The organism is Microbacterium sp. Root61 (assembly GCF_001427525.1).
Lineage (GTDB): Bacteria > Actinomycetota > Actinomycetes > Actinomycetales > Microbacteriaceae > Microbacterium.
Map to the genome: position 1 here is coordinate 3,207,479 of NZ_LMGU01000001.1, position 16,423 is coordinate 3,223,901.

A 16,423-nucleotide genomic window follows, 5' to 3' on the forward strand; every position below is an offset into this window, starting at 1 on the left:
CAGAGGCCTCAGCCGCACGCGCCCCACTGGCCGACTCCGGATGCCTCGGCCTGCCTCTGCGCATCGCTGAGCAGGTCGTAGTACCGCACGTTCGGCCAGACCCGGATCGCCTCGGCGTCGCCGGCCACGACGAGTTCGTGGTTCACGAACCGGCCGTCGTCGGTCCAGAGGTTGAACAGGCGTCGCCGGTAGTCGTCCCACGTGTCGCTGTCGGGTGCCGCCCACACGGTGGCGCCCTCGGGCAGCAGCTCGCTGAGATGTGCGCGGGCCTCGTCCGCCCAACACTCCGGCGTCGGCGTGCCCTCGGGCGTGTCGATGCCGATCAGCCGGATGCGGATCGGGTTCGAGGTCGTCACGATGTCGTTCGGTGCGACCATCGTCGCCTCGATGGTGTCGCCGTCGAACACGTAGTTCACCGTGAGGGCGAACGCGTCCGCGGGGCGTGACGGCACTTCCTCGGCGGGAGGCGCGGTGGTGGCATCCTCTTCGGCGTCGCCGGGGGATCCGCCGGTCCACACCATCCATCCGAGGACGATCGCGGCCGCGAGTGCGAGCACGCCGATCAGCGACCAGAGCGACCCGCGTCGCCGGGAGTTGTGTGCCACCGCGTCAGAGTAGCGGCATCCCGCGACGCGTCCGGGTGGGTCAGGCGGCCAGGCGCAGTCCGCGACGGTCGGTGGCGACGCGCTCGCCGTCGGCGATGATCTCGTCGTCGCCGATGAGCGAGCCGACGGCTACCCGGGCGTCGGTGCCGACCTGGGTGCGCACGCCGATCTTGGCGCCGGCGCCGATGGCCGCACGCGAGCCGATGTGGGCGAGGGGGGCGATCTCGGCGTCGGGCCCGATGATGGCGCCGGATTCGACCCAGACACCGCGTCCGACGTGTGCGCCCGCCGCGATCTGCACGCCGGGCTCGACATACGCTCCGCTGTCCACGATCGCGCTTGGGTGCACCTTGGCGCCGTGCGCGATCAAACCCCGACCGTTGACGTGCTTGCGATAGCGCAGCGTCTCGCCCAGGTCGTTCTCGATGTCGACGTAGTTCTTGCCCACGATCCCCTCCTGCAGCGCCTTCATGCGCCGAGTAAATGAATAACCTCCGAACGAGGGAATTCATTCCCGTGCATCGTGCTCTTCGCAGCGAGTGGGGCGAACGGATTGCGGGGACCGCCACGCATGGCCGGCGTGATGCGTCGACTACCGGCCGTGCGCGTGTCGGAGGAGGGCTACCAGGTGGAGTCGCCGCGCATCACGGCGTCCGATCCGCCGTCGATGAAGACGACCTGTCCGCACAGATGCGCGTTCTCCTCGCTGGTCAGCCAGGCCAGCAGATACGCGACATCCCGCGGTCCGAAGATGCCGTTCAGCGGCATCGGCACCTGCTGCAGCAGCGCGTCGCGGTCCTCCGCGGTCGTGGTCAGCCCGGCCGTCATCGGGGTCGCGACGACGCCCGGGCCGACGGCGTTGAGGGGAATGCCCGCGCCGGCCCACTCGGGGGTGGGAGCAGCGCGACGGATCCACTGTGCGAGCGCGCGCTTGGATGTGCCGTAGATGAGGTTCGCATGCTGCGGCGATGCCTCCAGCTCGGCGGCTCGAGCAAGGGCGGCGTTCTCGTCGCCGAGGCGCAGGGCTTCCAGCAGTGCGTCATCCGGCGGATACAGGGAGGCCATGGATGCCGTGGCCACGGCCCGCGGCGCATCCGAGCGTTCCAGCAGCGGACGCAGTCCCTCCAGCGTCGCGACCGCCCCGAAGAAGTTCACGGCCACGGTGACGGCCTGGGGGACCGACAGCCCGGCGTTGGCGATGACCCCATCGATCACGCCGCCACTCGCTGCGGTGACGCCGGCCACCATCGCCTCGCGGCCCTCGGTGGTGGACAGATCCGCGACGACGTCGGCATCTCTGATGTCGACCCCGATCACGCGGTGACCACGCTCGACGAGCAGTTGGGATGTCGCCTGGCCGATGCCGCTCGCGGCTCCGGTGATGACGTAGGTGCGGGACATGGTGTTCCTGCCTCTCAGCTGGATCGCGACCCGTCCGCCCCGGACGGGCTCTCCTCCCATCCTGTCGCGGGCAGGCAGCCGGCACAGCGTGTCGCGCCGTGAATAATCGGTCCGCTCAGACGACGGCGAGGCCGTCGATCTCGACCAGCATCTCGGCGCGGGGCAGGCCGGTGAAGACCGTCGTGCGCGACGGCAGCACGCCGCTGGGGGTGTGCGCGGAGACGAACTCGCCGTACGCCTCGTTCATCAGAGCGAAGTCGTCGCGGGTGGTGAGGTACACGCGCAGCATGACGACGTCGTCGAAGGTGGCGCCGGACGCCTCGACGATCGCCTTCACGTTCTCCAGCGTCCGCAGCGTCTGGGCGGCGACATCCCCCGCGTGCAGATACTCGCCCGAGATGGGATCGACCGGTCCTTGCCCGGACACCTGCACGATCGGGCCCTTGCGCACGCCCTGCGAGAACGTGTGGGCGGGCGCGGGCGCGCCGGTGGTGGAGACGCGGGTCTTGACATCGGTCATTCGGATGCTCCTTCAGCAGGGGGGATCTCGGGTGCTGGTGCCCAGCCCAGGTCGATCGACGCGGCCAGGGTGGCCTGCAACAGCAGTGGGCGCAAGGCGAAGACGCCGCGCTCGTCGAGGGTGACGTGGGGGACGGAGAGGGATGCCGCGGCCACGACGGCGCCGCTGCCGTCGCGGATCGGTGCGGCGATGCACGTGATGAACGACTCGTGCTCCCGTCGGTCCTGCGCGTAGCCGTCGGCGCGGGCGTGTTCCAGCTCGGCGAGATAGCGCTCGGGGTCGAGGATCGTCTGGTCGGTGTACCGCTGGTAGTCGATCTCTGCGGCGATCCGCACCCGCTGTGCCTCGGGCAGATCAGCCACGAGCACCTTGGCCACCGCCGTGCAGTGCAGGGGCGCGCGGGAGCCGACGCGCGAGGACATCCGGATGCCGTCGCGGGCGTCGATCTTGTCGATGTAGACCACTTCGCCGGATTCGTACGCGGCCAGATGCACGGTCTGTCCGGTCAGTGCGCTCAGCTGCTCGATGTGCGGACGGATCACCGCGCGCACGTCGCGCTGGCTCAGCGCTGCATTCGCGAGGTCGAACAGGCGGCTGCCGAGCCGATAGCGGTGCTGCGCGTCGTGGGTGACGAAGCGCTCCGCCTCCATCGTCTGCAGCAGCCGCAGCACTGTCGACTTGTGCACCCCCAGCCGGGTGGCGCATTCCTCGAGGGTGCGGGGGCCGTCCTGCAGGGCGATGAGCAGCTCGAGGGATCGCGCGACGCTCTGGTTCATCGCACACCTCCCGCGACGTGGTCGGAGGAGGTGCGCAGCGCCCGTGCGGCGGTCGCGTGGCCGTGCTCCACGCAGTCGCGCAAGGCGTCTCCGCGTGCGAGCCCGGCGAGCAGCCCGGCTGCGAACGCGTCGCCGGCGCCGATGGCCTCGACGACCGCGACCTCGTGCGCGTCCACATCCACCCGCTCGTCGCCGTCGTATGCGCTGACCGCGCCCCCGTCGTTCTTGACGATGAGCCAGCGTGGCTCGGGGAACCGCCGCCGGATGTCGTCGGCGGTGCGGGTGCCGAACACGGCGGACGCCTCGTCGAGTCCGGTGAGGGCGATGTCGCTCGTCTGCAGGAAGCCCGCCAGCAGCTCGCGCCCGTGCTCGATGCGGCCGTGCCACAGTGCCGGGCGCCAGTTGAGGTCGAACGCGACGAGGCTGCGCGAGCGCGACCGATCCACGAGGAGACGCTGCGCGGCCGCGGCGTGGGACGAGAGCGCCGGGGTGATGCCCGTGGTGTGCACGAGGGTCGCAGCGTCGAGCGTCGCCGCCACTCTCGGCGTGTCCAGCAGAGCGGGGGAGAGGTGGGAGCCGGCCGATCCGGCGCGGTAGTAGTGCATCGCGCTGCGGCCGGGCCCGAGGTCGGTGAAGGAGCCGGTGGCACCGCCGACCTCCTTCACGTACACGCCCGTGGATCGCACCGGATCGACCTCGATCATCGACGTGTCCACCCCGAACCGCTCGAGCTCTGCGCGCACGTAACGCCCGAACCCGTCGTCGCCGACGCGGCTGAGCAGCGTCGTCGGGAGGCCGTGCGCGACCAGTCCGATCGCGACGTTGGTCTCGGCTCCGCCCAGCGACCGCCGGAAGCTCTCGGCGTCCTCCAATGGCCCGGGCTCGGTCTGGACGAGCACCACCAGGGCCTCGCCGAAGGCGACGGCGCGCGGCGGACGGTCGGGGTGTGCCCGATCCGTTCCGGCCGTCGGGATTGACGTGCTCATGCCGCGAGATTACTCTGCAATCACACCTGTTGCAATGCACGTTGCACTGTGCGCAACGAAAGGATGAACGTGCTCGCCGTCGACGACAAGTCCTTCCCGCCCGACGCCTGGGGGCTGACGGTCGCCGAGTTCCTCGCCACTGCCCCGCCCGTGTCCCGGTTCGCCACTCCGCTGCTGACCCTCGACCAGGCGGCGATGAGCCACAACGTCCGCGTCATGTCCGCGTGGGTGGCCTCGCACGGCCTGCACCTCGCGCCGCACGGCAAGACCACGATGGCTCCCGCGCTCTGGGAGATGCTGACGGATGCCGGAGCCTGGGGACTCACCCTCGCCACTGCCTGGCAGGCGCAGGTCGCGCGCAGCGTCGGAATCGGTCGCCTCATGGTCGCGAACGCGATCGTGGATCCCGTCGCCCTGCGCTGGCTCGCGTCCGAGCTCTCGGCCCACGCCGATGTCGAGATCAGCTGCTGGGTCGACAGCCTCGCCACCGTGCGCGTGATGGAGGCCGTGCTGCGGGAAGCCGGGGTGCCGCGCCCGATCCCCGTGATCGTCGAGCTGGGTGCTCCCGGCGGGCGCACCGGAGCTCGGTCGCGCGCCGAAGCGCTCGAGGTCGCCCGGGCGGTCGCGGCATCCGACGTCCTCACCGTCGCCGGCGTCGGCGGATACGAAGGCGCGCTCGCGCATGACCGCGCCCCCTCATCCGTCGCCCGCGTGGACGCGTACCTCGATGACGTGCGCGGTCTGCACGAGGAGGTCGCCGCCGCCGGGCTGTATCGCCCGGGCGTTCCGCCGATCGTGACCGTGGGCGGCAGCGCCTATTTCGATCGCGTCGCCGAGCGGCTCGCGCCGGTGGCGGATGAGGCGGAGGTCGTGCTGCGCTCCGGGGCGTTCCAGATCCACGACGACGGCTTCTACGCGCAGATCTCACCGATGGGGATGCTGCCTGGCACCGAGCCGTTCCGTTCGGCCATGCATGCCTGGGTGCGGGTCGTGTCGCACCCGGAGCCGGGGCTGGTGCTGCTGGACGGCGGCAAGCGCGACCTGTCGTTCGATGAGGGACTGCCGGTTCCGCAGCGCATCGTCGGGCTGTCCGCGGCGGACAGCGATCGCGCCCTCGCCGGGAGTGAGATCACCGCGCTCAACGACCAGCACGGCTTCCTGAGGCTTTCCCCCGATGCGCTCGCGGCGGGTGCGGCCGAGGCACTGCCCGTCGGGGCCGTCGTCCGGCTCGGGCTCTCGCATCCGTGCACCGCGCTGGACCGCTGGCGGCGGATCCCGGTGGTGGCCGATGCGAACGAGGACGACCCCCGCGTGATCGATGTCGTCGAGACGCGATTCTGAGCATGATCCACGACCCCGCTCCGACGACCGCGATCCGCGGTGCCACCGTCATCGACGGCACCGGGGCCGCGGGGTACCCCGCCGACGTCCTCGTGCGCGACGGGCGGATCGCCCGGATCCACCAGCCTGGCGCGACCTTCGCGGGCGATCCCGCACCGCCCACGATCGACGCGACCGGACTCGTGCTCGCGCCCGGGTTCATCGACATGCACGCCCACTCGGACCTGGCGGTGCTCGCCGATCGCGCCCACCTGGCGAAGATCAGCCAGGGTGTGACGACCGAAGTGCTCGGCCAGGACGGCATCGGGTACGCCCCGGTCGACGACGAGGTGCTCCCCGGTATCCGACTGCAGATCGCGGGCTGGAACGGCCGTCCGGAGCTGCCGATCGGGTGGCGGAGCATGGCCGAGTACCTCGAGCGGCTGTCCGGCGGCACGGCCACCAACACCGCGGTGCTCGTGCCGCAGGGCAACCTGCGGATGCTGACCGTCGGGCAGGACGACCGGCCGGCCACCCCCGCCGAGCTCGATGCGATGTGCGGCATCCTCGCCGACAGCCTCGCGGCCGGGGCGGTCGGGCTCTCCAGCGGCCTCACCTACACCCCCGGCATGTACGCCGACACGGCCGAGCTGACCGCGCTGTGCCGCGTCGTCGCGGCGGCCGGCGGGTACTTCGCGCCGCACACCCGCTCGTACGGTGCAGGGGCGCTCGACTCCTACGCCGAGATGATCCGCATCGCGCGCGACAGCGGGTGCGCCCTCCATCTCACCCACGCGACGCTCAACTTCAGCTCCAACACCGACTCGGCGCCGGAGTTCCTCGACATGATCGACCAGGCGCTCGCGGACGGCATCGACCTCACGCTCGACTCGTATCCGTACCTGCCCGGCGCGACGACGCTGGCCGCGCTGCTGCCCAGCCGGCTGGCGCAGGGCGGGCCCGACGCCCTGCTCGACCGCCTCGCGTCCGGTACGGAGCGGGCGGCGCTGGTCGACGCGTTCGAGGTGGCCGGCAGCGACGGCTTCCACGGCGAGCGCGCGGACTGGTCGCGCATCCAGATCTCCGGCGTCGTCGCACCCGAGCTCGCACCGTACGTGGGGCGCACGATCGCCGACATCGCCGGGGGCGAGGATGCGGATCCCGTGGATGTGGTCACCCGCATCCTGCTCGCCGACCGCCTGGCCACCGGCATCCTGATGCACGTCGGTCACGAGCACAACGTGCAGGCCGTGATGCGGCATCCGCAGCACGCCGGCGGCAGCGATGGCATCCTCGTCGGCGACCGGCCGCACCCGCGGGCGTGGGGCACGTTCCCGCGCTACCTGTCGCGCTACGTGCGCGAACTCGGCGTCCTGAGCCTCGAAGAGGCCATCCGCCACCTGAGTGGAACCCCTGCCCGGCGGCTCGGGCTGACCGACCGCGGACTCGTGCGGGAGGGCTACGCCGCCGACCTGGTGCTGTTCGATCCGCGCACGGTGCACGACACCGCGACGTTCGAGGCCCCACGGCAGGCGGCGACGGGCATCGTCGCGGTGCTCGTGAACGGCCGCGTCGCCTACCGCGACGGCATCCGCACCGACGTCCTCGCCGGTACCGTGCTGCGCCCGACCCCACCCTCGACGACAGGAACCCGCTCGTGACCGACTCCGCCCTCCTCGACCTGCTCGAGGCCGACCGCGCGATCGCCCTCGTGCGGCTTCCCGCCATCGCCGACCCCGCCGCTTTGGTCGCGGCGCTGGCGCGCGGCGGCATCCGTGCGATCGAGTTCGCGTTCACCACGCCCGGCGTCGAGGAGATCATCGCCGCGGCGGTGGCCGGAGCCCCCGCCGGCGTGCTGATCGGGGCGGGCACCGTGACCGACGCCGACCTCGTCCGCCGTGCCGGCGCCGCCGGCGCGCAGTTCCTCGTCACGCCCGGCGTCAGCGGCGAGGTGGCGGTCGCGGCGCAGGACGCGCGGCTGCCCGTGGTGATGGGAGCGATGACCCCGACCGAGGTGATGGCCGCCGTCGGACTCGGCGCGTCGGCAGTGAAGATCTTCCCGGCCGACACGGTGGGGCCCGCCTACTTCCGCCACCTGGCCGGGCCGCTGCCGCACGTGCCGCTCGTGGCCTCCGGAGGGATCGCGGCGCACAACGCCGCGGACTACGTGCGAGCGGGAGCGCTCGCCGTCACCGCGGGCTCGAGTGTCATCGGGCGCGCCGACGTCGAATCCGGTGACTGGAGCGCGGTCACGTCGAAGGCGCGTGCCTTCACCACCGCCGCGCGCGGCATGAAGGGCTGAGAAGACCCGTCAGAAGGTGATGACGGTGGCGTCTTCGAGGGTGAAACGAAGGAACTCGTCGCGTGCGACGTGCAGCGCGATCCCGCGACCGCGAAGGGCATCCTCGGTCTCGTCGGCGCGCGCGGCGTTGATGCAGGCGCCGACGGTCACCCCGGCGGCGACCAGCTCATCGATCTGGCGATTGAATGTGTTCTCCGCATCGGTGGCGGACGCACCGAGGCGGCGCTGAGCCGGACCGAAGCAGAACACCTCGATCTCGACGTCCTTCTCGACGGAGATCTCCCGCATCCGAAGCGCCACCCGGCTTCCGGTCGCGATCGAGTCCGGATCGTCGTGGAAGATGTGGATCACGGTCTTCTTGGTCATGTGCGTTCGCCCTCGATTCCTCGGTGTTCCTCCAACATACGTGCCGGTCCTCTCGGGCGTGACGACGGCATCGGCGCGCGGCCGAAGGGCCGGTCGACCTGGAGAGGTCGACCGGCCCTTGTGGCGTGCGATGCGCTACGCGACGTACTCGTCGGCGACGTCCAGCGCGCGGTCGATGACCTCGAGGCCGCGGACGAGCTCGTCCTCCGAGATCACCAGTGGCGGCGCGACGTGCAGGCGGTTGAAGTGCGTGAACGGCCAGACACCGGCCTTCTTGCACGCCGCGGCGACCGCGGCCATGGGTGCGGCATCCGCTCCACCGGCGTTGTACGGCACCAGGGGCTCGCGCGTCTCGCGGTTGCGCACGAGCTCGATCGCCCAGAACAGTCCCGCACCGCGGACGTCGCCGATGGACGGGTGGCGCTCGGCCATCGCCCGCAGGCGCGGCTCGACGACGCGGGAGCCGAGGTCGCGCACGCGCTCGAGGATGCCGTCGCGCTCGAACACCTCGAATGTCGCGACGCCCGCGGCGCAGGCCAACGGGTGGCCCGAGTACGTGAGTCCGCCGGGGAAGGCGACGGTGTCGAAGTGCGACGCGATCCGGTCCGAGATCACGACGCCGCCGAGGGGCACGTAGCCCGAGTTCACACCCTTGGCGAACGTGATCAGGTCGGGGTCGGCGCCATAGGCCTGGAAGGCGAACCACTCGCCGGTGCGGCCGAAGCCGACCATGACCTCGTCCGCGATCCAGACGATGCCGTAGCGGTCGCACAGCTCGCGGACGCCGGGCAGGTAGCCAGGCGGGGGGATCAGCACGCCGTTGGTGCCGACGACCGTCTCGATGATGATCGCCGCGATCGTCGAGGCGCCCTCGAGGATGATCGTCTGCTCGAGGTGCTCCAGCGCGCGCTGCGTCTCCTGCTCGTCCGAGGACGAGTGGAACGCCGAGCGGTAGGGGTACGGGCCGAAGAACTTCGCGACCGATCCGTCGCCCGGCTCGTTCGCCCAGCGCCTCGGGTCACCCGTCAGTGAGATCGCCGTCGTGGTGTTGCCGTGATAGCTGCGGTACATCGAGAGCACCTTGCGGCGGCCGGTGACGGCCCGCGCCATGCGCACCGCGTTCTCGTTCGCGTCTGCGCCGCCGTTGGTGAAGAAGACCTTCTCCATGCCGTCCGGCGCGACCTCGGCGATTCGCCGGGCGAGGTCGCCGCGCACGTCGTTGGCCATCGAGGGCTGGATCGTCGCGAGACGGCCCGCCTGGTTCTGGATGGCGGCGACGAGATCGGGATGCTGGTGCCCGAGGTTGAGGTTCACCAGCTGCGAGCTGAAGTCGAGGTACTCATTGCCCTGGTAGTCCCAGAACGTCGAGCCCTCACCGCCCGCGACGGGCAGCGGGTCGATGAGCGCCTGTGCACTCCAGGAGTGGAAGACGTGCGCGCGGTCGTCGGTGCGGACGCGGGCGTCGCCGTCCGGGTCCGGGATCGCGCGGGCTGTGGTGGTCATTGCATCGGTCATCATGAGTCCCTGAGGTTGCCTGCGGGTCAGTTGTTCTGCGGGAAGCCGAGGTTGATCCCGCCGTGCGTCGCCGGGTCGAGCCAGCGGCTGGTGACGGCCTTCTCACGGGTGAAGAAGTCGAAGCCGTGAACGCCGTACGCCTTCGCGTCACCGAACAGCGACTTCTTCCAGCCGCCGAAGGAGTGGTAGGCGACCGGCACCGGGATCGGCACGTTGATACCAATCATGCCCACCTGCACCTCGTTCTGGAAGCGCCGTGCGGCGCCGCCGTCGTTGGTGAAGATCGCGGTGCCGTTTCCGAACTGGCCGGAGTTGATGAGGGCGAGTCCCTCGTCGTACGAGGCGACGCGGACGATGGACAGCACCGGCCCGAAGATCTCCTCGGTGTACGCACGGGACGTGGTGGGCACGTGGTCGAGCAGGGTCGGACCGAAGAAGAACCCGTCCTCGTGGCCGTCGACCTGCAGGCCGCGGCCGTCCACGATGATGGTCGCGCCGTCGGCCTCGGCGATGTCGACGTACGCGGACACCTTGTCGCGGTGCACGTCGGTGATCAGCGGGCCCATGTCGGGCTCGACGCCATCCGCGCCCGCGCCGTTGCCGATCTTCAGCTTGGCGATGCGCTCGACGATCTTCGCGATGAGCTCGTCGGCGACAGGCTCCACGGCGAGCACGACCGAGATGGCCATGCAGCGCTCGCCGGCCGCGCCGAAGCCGGCGTTGATCGCCATGTCGGCCGTCAGTTCCAGGTCGGCATCCGGGAGCACCAGCATGTGGTTCTTGGCGCCGCCGAGGGCCTGCACGCGCTTGCCGTGCTTGGAAGCGGTCTCGTAGATGTACTGCGCGATGGGCGTGGAGCCGACGAAGGAGATGGACTCCACATCGGGGGAGGTGAGCAGGCCGTCGACGGCCTGCTTGTCGCCCTGCAGCACGGTGAACACGCCGTCCGGCAGCCCGGCTTCCTTCCACAGCTGCGCCATCCACAGTGCCGCCGTCGGGTCCTTCTCGGACGGCTTGAGCACGACGGCGTTGCCGGCGGCGATCGCGATGGGGAAGAACCACATCGGCACCATCGCGGGGAAGTTGAAGGGGCTGATGATGCCCACCACGCCGAGCGGCTGCTTGATCGAGTACACATCCACACCGGAGGAGGCGTTCTCCGAGAACGCGCCCTTGATCAGGTGCGGGAACCCGGTGGCCAGCTCGACGACCTCCTGGCCGCGGGCGATCTCGCCCATCGCGTCGGAGAGCACCTTGCCGTGCTCGGCCGTGATGATCGCGGCCAATTCGCCCTTGCGCGCGTTCAGCAGCTCGCGGAACGCGAACAGCACCGACTGGCGCTTGGCGATGGAGTAATCGGACCAGACCGCGAACCCGGCCTTGGCCGATGCGATCGCGGCGGCGATCTCCGCGTCATCCGCCAGTGCGACGTGTGAAGAGACGACACCGGTCGCCGGGTTGTACACGGGGGCCGTACGACCGGACGCGGACGCGAAGGGCGCTCCGTCGACCCAGTGGCCGATGACCGGAGTGGATGCTGCGGTCGTCGCCGCGGGCGAAACCTCGGTGATGCTCATGGGAGTCCTTTCGTGCCGGACAGATCGTACGGTCCTCATCTAGGCTTATGAACCCAAGTGTGTCAGGCGCAAAAGGGGTATGGGCATGGATGATCGTCGCGAAGATGCGTCGTTCCGAACGGATCGTCCGACGGGCGCTCCGGCGGACGCGAGCCTCCCGACGGTGCGCGAGGTGCTGGCCCTGCCGCAAGTGGTCGAGGGTCTGCCCGAGGTCATCGTCGGCGGCGAGGTGCTGGACGCACGCGTGCGCTGGGTGCATGTCTCGGACAGCGCCGGGGTCGCCCGCCTGCTCAACGGCGGCGAACTGCTGCTGTCGACGGGCAGCGGCTGGCCGGCCGACCCCGCGGTGCTGCGCACGTTCATCGGCGACCTCGTCGCCGCAGGGCTCGCCGGCCTGGTCCTGGAGCTCGGCACGCACTACCGCTACCTCCCCGCGGTCGTCGCCGACGCCGCGCAGGAGCACGGGCTGCCGCTGGCCGCACTGCACCGCGAGGTGAAGTTCGTGACGATCACGGAGGCCGTGCACGGCCGGATCATCTCGGACCAGACTGCCGCGCTGCGGGCGCGGGACGAGGTGCGCGAACGGTTCACCGCCCTGGCGCTGCGCGGGGCGCCGGCCGACTTCATCGTGCACCAGCTCGCCCAGACGCTGGGGGCCTCGGTGATCCTGGAGAACCTCGGCCACGAGATGGTCGCCGCCGAGGTGCCGCTCGCGAACGAGGCTGAGCTCTTCGCCGAGTGGGAGCTGCGCTCCCGCACGGTACATCGCGACGCGCGGGCGCGCGGCGACCGAGCACCGGACCCGGACGAATGGCTCGTGATTCCGGTCGAGGCGCGCGGCGTCCGGTGGGGACACCTGATCGCGCTCCCCGGACCCCCGCACGCGGCCGGGCGCACGGCGGTGCTCGAGCAGGGCGCGATCGCCCTCGCCCTCGGCCGACTCGCGGACGGCGACGTCGACGAGTGGAGCCGTGTCGGCCGGCGGCGGCTGATCGACGGGCTGCTCGCCGGCCGGTTCGCCGGGATCCCCGGCGCCGCGGCGCGGCTGGAGGCCGCCGGGGTGCCGATCGCCGGCGCCAGGCTCTACGGCGTCGTCTTCGCCGGTGTCCCGCTGGCGGGCGAGGCGGCCGATGCCGCGGCCCGCGGCCTGCGCGGACGTGCGCTGGCGGGCTCGGTGCCCGCCGGGGTGAACCCACCGGCGGTCGCCGTGCTGCTGTCATTGCCGCTCGAGGCGACGTTCGACGATGCCACCGCGGCCGAGTTCGCCCGGGCGGTCGCGCCGGGAGCGGACCTCGACCGGCTCGTCATGTCGGTCGGTCGTGCGGCGGACGGCCTCGAGGAGGGGCTCGTCTCGCTGCAGGAGGCGATCGCTCTGGCGCGCGGCCGTCGCCGTCGCGCCGGCCGCGGTGTGCAGTTGCGGCGGGCGGCCGATCGGCCGCTCGTGCAGCTGATCTCGTCGCTGCGCGACGATCACCGGCTCCTCGAGCACGGCGAGCGGATGCTGTCGCCGCTCATCGTGCACGACCTCGAGCGGGGCGGCGATCTGCTCGACGTGCTGGAGGCGATGCTCGCGCATCCGGGCAACCGCACGGCCGCGGCATCCGCTTCGCACCTATCGCGCTCGGTGTTCTACCAGCGCATCGCGCTCATCGAACAGCTGCTGGGCGCCGACCTCGACGACGGCGAGACGCAGACCGCCCTGCACCTCGCCCTCCTGGTGCGCCGCAGCGCGGGGCGCTGAGACCGCGCACACGAAGGGGCCCGCATCGCCTGCGCGCGATGCGAGCCCCTCGATCCCGGCTCTCAGCCGACGATGTAGACCTTCCGCAGCGTCTCGCGGACGGTCCAGACCGTCTCCATGCCCTCCGCGAGCCGCACGACCGAGCCCGGGACGAGCTCGATCGAGGGCAGGGCAGGGCGGACGAACTCGACCGTGGCCGCCCCGGCGAGCACGACGAACACTTCGTCGGCCTCGACATCGCTCATCGCGCCGGGCGTCATCTCCCACACGCCGACGCCGGATGCATCGTCGAGCTCCGCGTACCCGGTCGCGGGTGCGCCGGCCACGACCTGATCCGGTGCGACCGGTTCGTGCTCCAGAACCAGGGCCGCGGCATCCGTCACCGCTCCGGCGGTCAGCCCGCTCACGAGTCGAATCCGAGCCCGAGCGCATCCAGCGTCTTGAGCAGGATGTTGCGGCGTCCACGGTTGTGGTCGGCGCGATCCATCGACCAGCGGGTGGCGTTGATGCCCATCGCGGCCACCGGCTCGGGTGGGAATGGCCACGGGCGCTTGCGCACCATCTCCAGCTCGGTCCGCTCGGTCTTGGCGCCCTCGAGGAGGTCGAGCATCACCTCGCCCGCGAATCGGGTCGCGGCCACGCCCAGGCCGGTGAACCCTGCGGCGTACGCCACGCGGCCCTTGCGTGCGGTGCCGAAGAACGCGCAGAACTGCGTCGACGAGTCGATCGCCCCCGCCCACTTGTGGCTGAACCGCACGCCTTCCAGCTGCGGGAACGTCGTGAAGAAGTGGCTGGCGAGCCGCTCGAACGACGCCGGCCGGTTCTCGTACCCGGCGCGCACCTTGCGGCCGTAGTGGTACACGGCGTCATAGCCGCCGTACAGGATCCGGTTGTCGCTGCTCAGTCGGTAGTAGTGGAACTGATTGGCGAGGTCGCTGAGTCCCTGACGGTCCTTCCACCCGATCGACGCCAGCTGGGCGTCAGTGAGCGGTTCGGTCATGAGCACATAGTCGTAGACCGGGACGGTCATCAGCGCATTTCGCCGCAGCAGCGACGGGAACACGTTGGTGGCCAGGACGACGCGGCTCGCGATGACCTCGCCGACGGAGGTCACCACGCGCACCCCGCCGTCGATGTCGTCCAGCGAGCGCACCGGGGAGTGCTCGAAGATCTCGACCCCGGCCGCTTCGGCGGCGGCGGCGAGTCCGGTAGCGAGCTTGCCCGGGTGCACCAGAGCGGCCGAGTGCTGCTCCCACACGCCACCCAGGTAGGTGGGGGAGGCGATGGATGCCTGCAGCTCGGCCTCGCTCAGGCGCACGACGCCCTCTTCGCCCCGAGCCGCGGCATCCGCTGCCCACTCGTCGAGCCACTCGAGCTGGTGCGGTTCGGTGGCCACGCCGATCGTGCCGACGCGCTGCCATTCGGCGTCGATGCCCCACTCGGCGATGTCGGCGCCCATGGCGTCGAGGTTCTCGTGACCGAGACGGTCCAGCGTCTCGATCTCATCCGGCCAGCGGTTGAGTCCGTTCTCGCGGCCGTGCGTGAGGCTCGCCTCGCTGAATCCGCCGTTGCGGCCGGAGGCGGCCCATCCGATCTTCTGCCCCTCGAGGAGCACGATGCGGGCGTCCGGGTTGCGGCGCTTCGCCAGCATCGCGGTCCATAGCCCGGTGTATCCGCCGCCGACGATCACGAGATCGGCGGTGCGGGTTCCGGTCAGCGCCGGGCGCGTCGGGACATCGTGCAGGTCATCCAGCCAGAAGACGCTCTGACGCGTCTCGGCCAGGCCTCGGCGGATGGCGGCGGCGGGCGGTATCTGCCGTTCGAACACGGTAGTTCCCACGGCTATCACTTCCTTACAGGGGTTCGGTATTGCAGGTTCAGGGACAAGTCTGCGGGATCCCGCGGACGCTGCGGATGACGCAGCTACGCGTCGGCGGCGGTGTAGACGCGCCCGCCCTCGACGAACGTCTGCAGCACGCGCGTGGCGCCGATCCGGTCGGCCGGGCCGTCGAACGGATCCCGATCGAGGACCGCGGGGTCGGCGTACTTGCCGACCTCGATCGTGCCGGTGACGGCGTCGAGGTGGTTCACGAACGCGGAGCCGGCGGTGTACGCCGTGAGGGAGGTCGCCAGGTCGATCGCCTGCTCGGGCAGCGCTTCGTGATGCGGTCGAGGACGACCGCTCCTGCAGTCTCGGCGGTGTCCGAAGCATCCTGCCGGGCGGTCGGGGCATCCATCGTCGCTGTCACCTCTCGGCACTCTCCTCGTCGCACCGGCGCGCCGATGCGCGGGTATACGGGTCATTCAATACGCGGCCCCCGTCGCGGGCAATGGTGAGCGCGATGAACAGGACGATTCGTGATCGCAGCCGATCGCGCGCGACAGATCGTCCGACGGTCCGTAACACGCAGGAAACCGGGGTGATCCGAAAGGTATGCACCTTCAGATTCCGGTGAGGATTCGTGACGCCGACAGATCGTCCTTGCCGCGGTGGCCGTGGGGCCGTGCGTTGCTCAGCGCTGACAGGCGGGGCACCAGAAGGTCAGGCGTTCCGCGGTCGGCGTCGCACCGATCGACCCCGCGAGGATGGCTGTGCCGCAGCGTCGGCACGGGCGATTCTCGCGTCGATACACCCAGGCGTTCCGACCGGGGCGGGTGTCGCCCGTGAACGTCCGGTCGGCGCGCTCGACGTTGGCGCGGATCATGCGGGCACCGAGTTCGACGATGGCGGCGGCATCCGTCTGCGCAGCGGGAGTCGTGGGAAGGATGCCGCGGACGAACAGGATCTCGTTGGCGTACTCGTTGCCGAAGCCGGCGATGTTGCGCTGATCCAGGAGGGCGACATGGACGGGGCGGTCGTCGGCCCCGAGACGCCGTGCCGCCTCCGCGGCATCCCAGTCTGGTGCGAGCGGATCCGGACCGAGATGCCCGACCACGCGCTCCTCGTCCGCCGTCGGCAGCACCTCGACCATGGCGAGGTCGAACCCGACGCTCTCGTGCGTCGCCGTGCCGACGATGGCCCGCGCCCGGAACGCCGGCTTGCGCCACCGCTCGCCGGGGCGGTACAGCTGCCACTCACCCTCCATCTTCAGATGCGAGTGGAGGGTCCAATCGCCGATCCGCTCCAGGAGATGCTTGCCCCGGGGGACGACGCCGATGATTCTCTCGCCGCGCAGATCGGCCGTGGCGCTGCCCGGTACCCGGATGTCGAACCGCGTGACCTCCGCCTCCGCCAGCGCTTCGTGCAGTCGCCGGGCGGTGCGGTAGACCGTGTCACCCTCGGGCATGGACCTGTCGCCCGCGGTGCCGGATGC

The 16,423-nt window shown here is 70.8% G+C and carries 17 protein-coding genes; 4 read left to right on the forward strand and 13 right to left on the reverse strand.

Going from position 1 to position 16,423, the window contains the following annotated elements:
• Positions 1-8: 8 nt before the first annotated feature.
• The 6 genes from ASD65_RS15045 to ASD65_RS15070 all read right to left on the reverse strand — a co-directional run bounded on the left by ASD65_RS15045 (position 9) and on the right by ASD65_RS15070 (position 4,288).
• Entirely contained in the window at positions 9-605 is a 597-nt protein-coding gene (locus ASD65_RS15045) for a thermonuclease family protein (RefSeq protein ID WP_056223845.1), read from the reverse strand.
• Positions 606-645: 40 nt separating this feature from the next.
• Entirely contained in the window at positions 646-1,053 is a 408-nt protein-coding gene (locus ASD65_RS15050) for a transferase (protein WP_056225049.1), read from the reverse strand.
• 173 nt (positions 1,054-1,226) lie between these two features.
• A complete protein-coding gene (locus ASD65_RS15055; RefSeq protein ID WP_056223847.1) occupies positions 1,227-2,006 on the reverse strand; it encodes an SDR family oxidoreductase in 780 nt (259 codons plus the stop codon).
• A 115-nt stretch (positions 2,007-2,121) separates the two neighbouring features.
• A complete protein-coding gene (locus tag ASD65_RS15060; protein WP_056223849.1) occupies positions 2,122-2,526 on the reverse strand; it encodes a RidA family protein in 405 nt (134 codons plus the stop codon).
• Positions 2,523-3,302: an IclR family transcriptional regulator gene (locus ASD65_RS15065; protein ID WP_056223851.1), complete on the reverse strand. Its 780-nt coding sequence runs from the start codon at positions 3,300-3,302 to the stop codon at positions 2,523-2,525. Before ASD65_RS15065 ends, ASD65_RS15060 begins: the two co-directional genes overlap by 4 nt.
• Entirely contained in the window at positions 3,299-4,288 is a 990-nt protein-coding gene (locus tag ASD65_RS15070; protein ID WP_056223853.1) for a sugar kinase, read from the reverse strand. The genes ASD65_RS15065 and ASD65_RS15070 overlap by 4 nt, the downstream gene beginning before the upstream one ends.
• A gap of 63 nt (positions 4,289-4,351) precedes the next feature.
• Here ASD65_RS15070 and ASD65_RS15075 point away from each other — a divergent pair, with 63 nt between their 5' ends.
• From ASD65_RS15075 to ASD65_RS19090, 3 genes are read left to right on the forward strand one after another with little or no spacing between them, the layout of a single operon-like run.
• Positions 4,352-5,629, forward strand: a complete 1,278-nt coding sequence (locus ASD65_RS15075) for an alanine racemase (protein WP_056223856.1) — start codon at positions 4,352-4,354, stop codon at positions 5,627-5,629.
• A 2-nt stretch (positions 5,630-5,631) separates the two neighbouring features.
• Positions 5,632-7,269: an N-acyl-D-amino-acid deacylase family protein gene (locus ASD65_RS15080; protein WP_056223858.1), complete on the forward strand. Its 1,638-nt coding sequence runs from the start codon at positions 5,632-5,634 to the stop codon at positions 7,267-7,269.
• Entirely contained in the window at positions 7,266-7,910 is a 645-nt protein-coding gene (locus ASD65_RS19090) for a bifunctional 4-hydroxy-2-oxoglutarate aldolase/2-dehydro-3-deoxy-phosphogluconate aldolase (protein ID WP_056223860.1), read from the forward strand. Before ASD65_RS15080 ends, ASD65_RS19090 begins: the two co-directional genes overlap by 4 nt.
• Positions 7,911-7,919: 9 nt before the next feature.
• Here the strand turns inward: ASD65_RS19090 and ASD65_RS15090 are convergent, their stop codons facing one another.
• From ASD65_RS15090 to ASD65_RS15100, 3 genes are all read right to left on the reverse strand, one after another.
• Positions 7,920-8,276: a DsrE family protein gene (locus tag ASD65_RS15090; protein WP_056223862.1), complete on the reverse strand. Its 357-nt coding sequence runs from the start codon at positions 8,274-8,276 to the stop codon at positions 7,920-7,922.
• Positions 8,277-8,411: 135 nt separating this feature from the next.
• Positions 8,412-9,779, reverse strand: a complete 1,368-nt coding sequence (locus tag ASD65_RS15095; RefSeq protein WP_235566732.1) for an aspartate aminotransferase family protein — start codon at positions 9,777-9,779, stop codon at positions 8,412-8,414.
• A gap of 38 nt (positions 9,780-9,817) precedes the next feature.
• Positions 9,818-11,368 carry a CoA-acylating methylmalonate-semialdehyde dehydrogenase gene (locus tag ASD65_RS15100; RefSeq protein WP_056223864.1) on the reverse strand — a complete coding sequence of 517 codons (1,551 nt, stop codon included), beginning with the start codon at positions 11,366-11,368 and terminating at the stop codon, positions 9,818-9,820.
• Positions 11,369-11,453: 85 nt separating this feature from the next.
• Between ASD65_RS15100 and ASD65_RS15105 the strand changes: the two genes are divergently transcribed.
• Positions 11,454-13,109, forward strand: coding sequence for a PucR family transcriptional regulator (locus ASD65_RS15105; RefSeq protein WP_235566733.1), 1,656 nt, complete (start codon positions 11,454-11,456; stop codon positions 13,107-13,109).
• A gap of 62 nt (positions 13,110-13,171) precedes the next feature.
• Here the strand turns inward: ASD65_RS15105 and ASD65_RS15110 are convergent, their stop codons facing one another.
• The 4 genes from ASD65_RS15110 to ASD65_RS15125 all read right to left on the reverse strand — a co-directional run bounded on the left by ASD65_RS15110 (position 13,172) and on the right by ASD65_RS15125 (position 16,396).
• Positions 13,172-13,516, reverse strand: a complete 345-nt coding sequence (locus ASD65_RS15110; protein ID WP_056223867.1) for a cupin domain-containing protein — start codon at positions 13,514-13,516, stop codon at positions 13,172-13,174.
• Entirely contained in the window at positions 13,513-14,949 is a 1,437-nt protein-coding gene (locus ASD65_RS15115) for an NAD(P)/FAD-dependent oxidoreductase (RefSeq protein WP_056223869.1), read from the reverse strand. The genes ASD65_RS15110 and ASD65_RS15115 overlap by 4 nt, the downstream gene beginning before the upstream one ends.
• An 83-nt stretch (positions 14,950-15,032) precedes the next feature.
• The gene (locus ASD65_RS15120) at positions 15,033-15,368 is read right to left on the reverse strand and encodes an amidohydrolase family protein (protein WP_056223871.1); all 336 of its coding nucleotides are present in this window, start codon (positions 15,366-15,368) and stop codon (positions 15,033-15,035) included.
• A gap of 254 nt (positions 15,369-15,622) precedes the next feature.
• On the reverse strand, positions 15,623-16,396 hold the full coding sequence (locus ASD65_RS15125; RefSeq protein ID WP_056223873.1) for a DNA-formamidopyrimidine glycosylase family protein: 774 nt from the start codon (positions 16,394-16,396) through the stop codon (positions 15,623-15,625).
• Positions 16,397-16,423 lie beyond the last annotated feature (27 nt).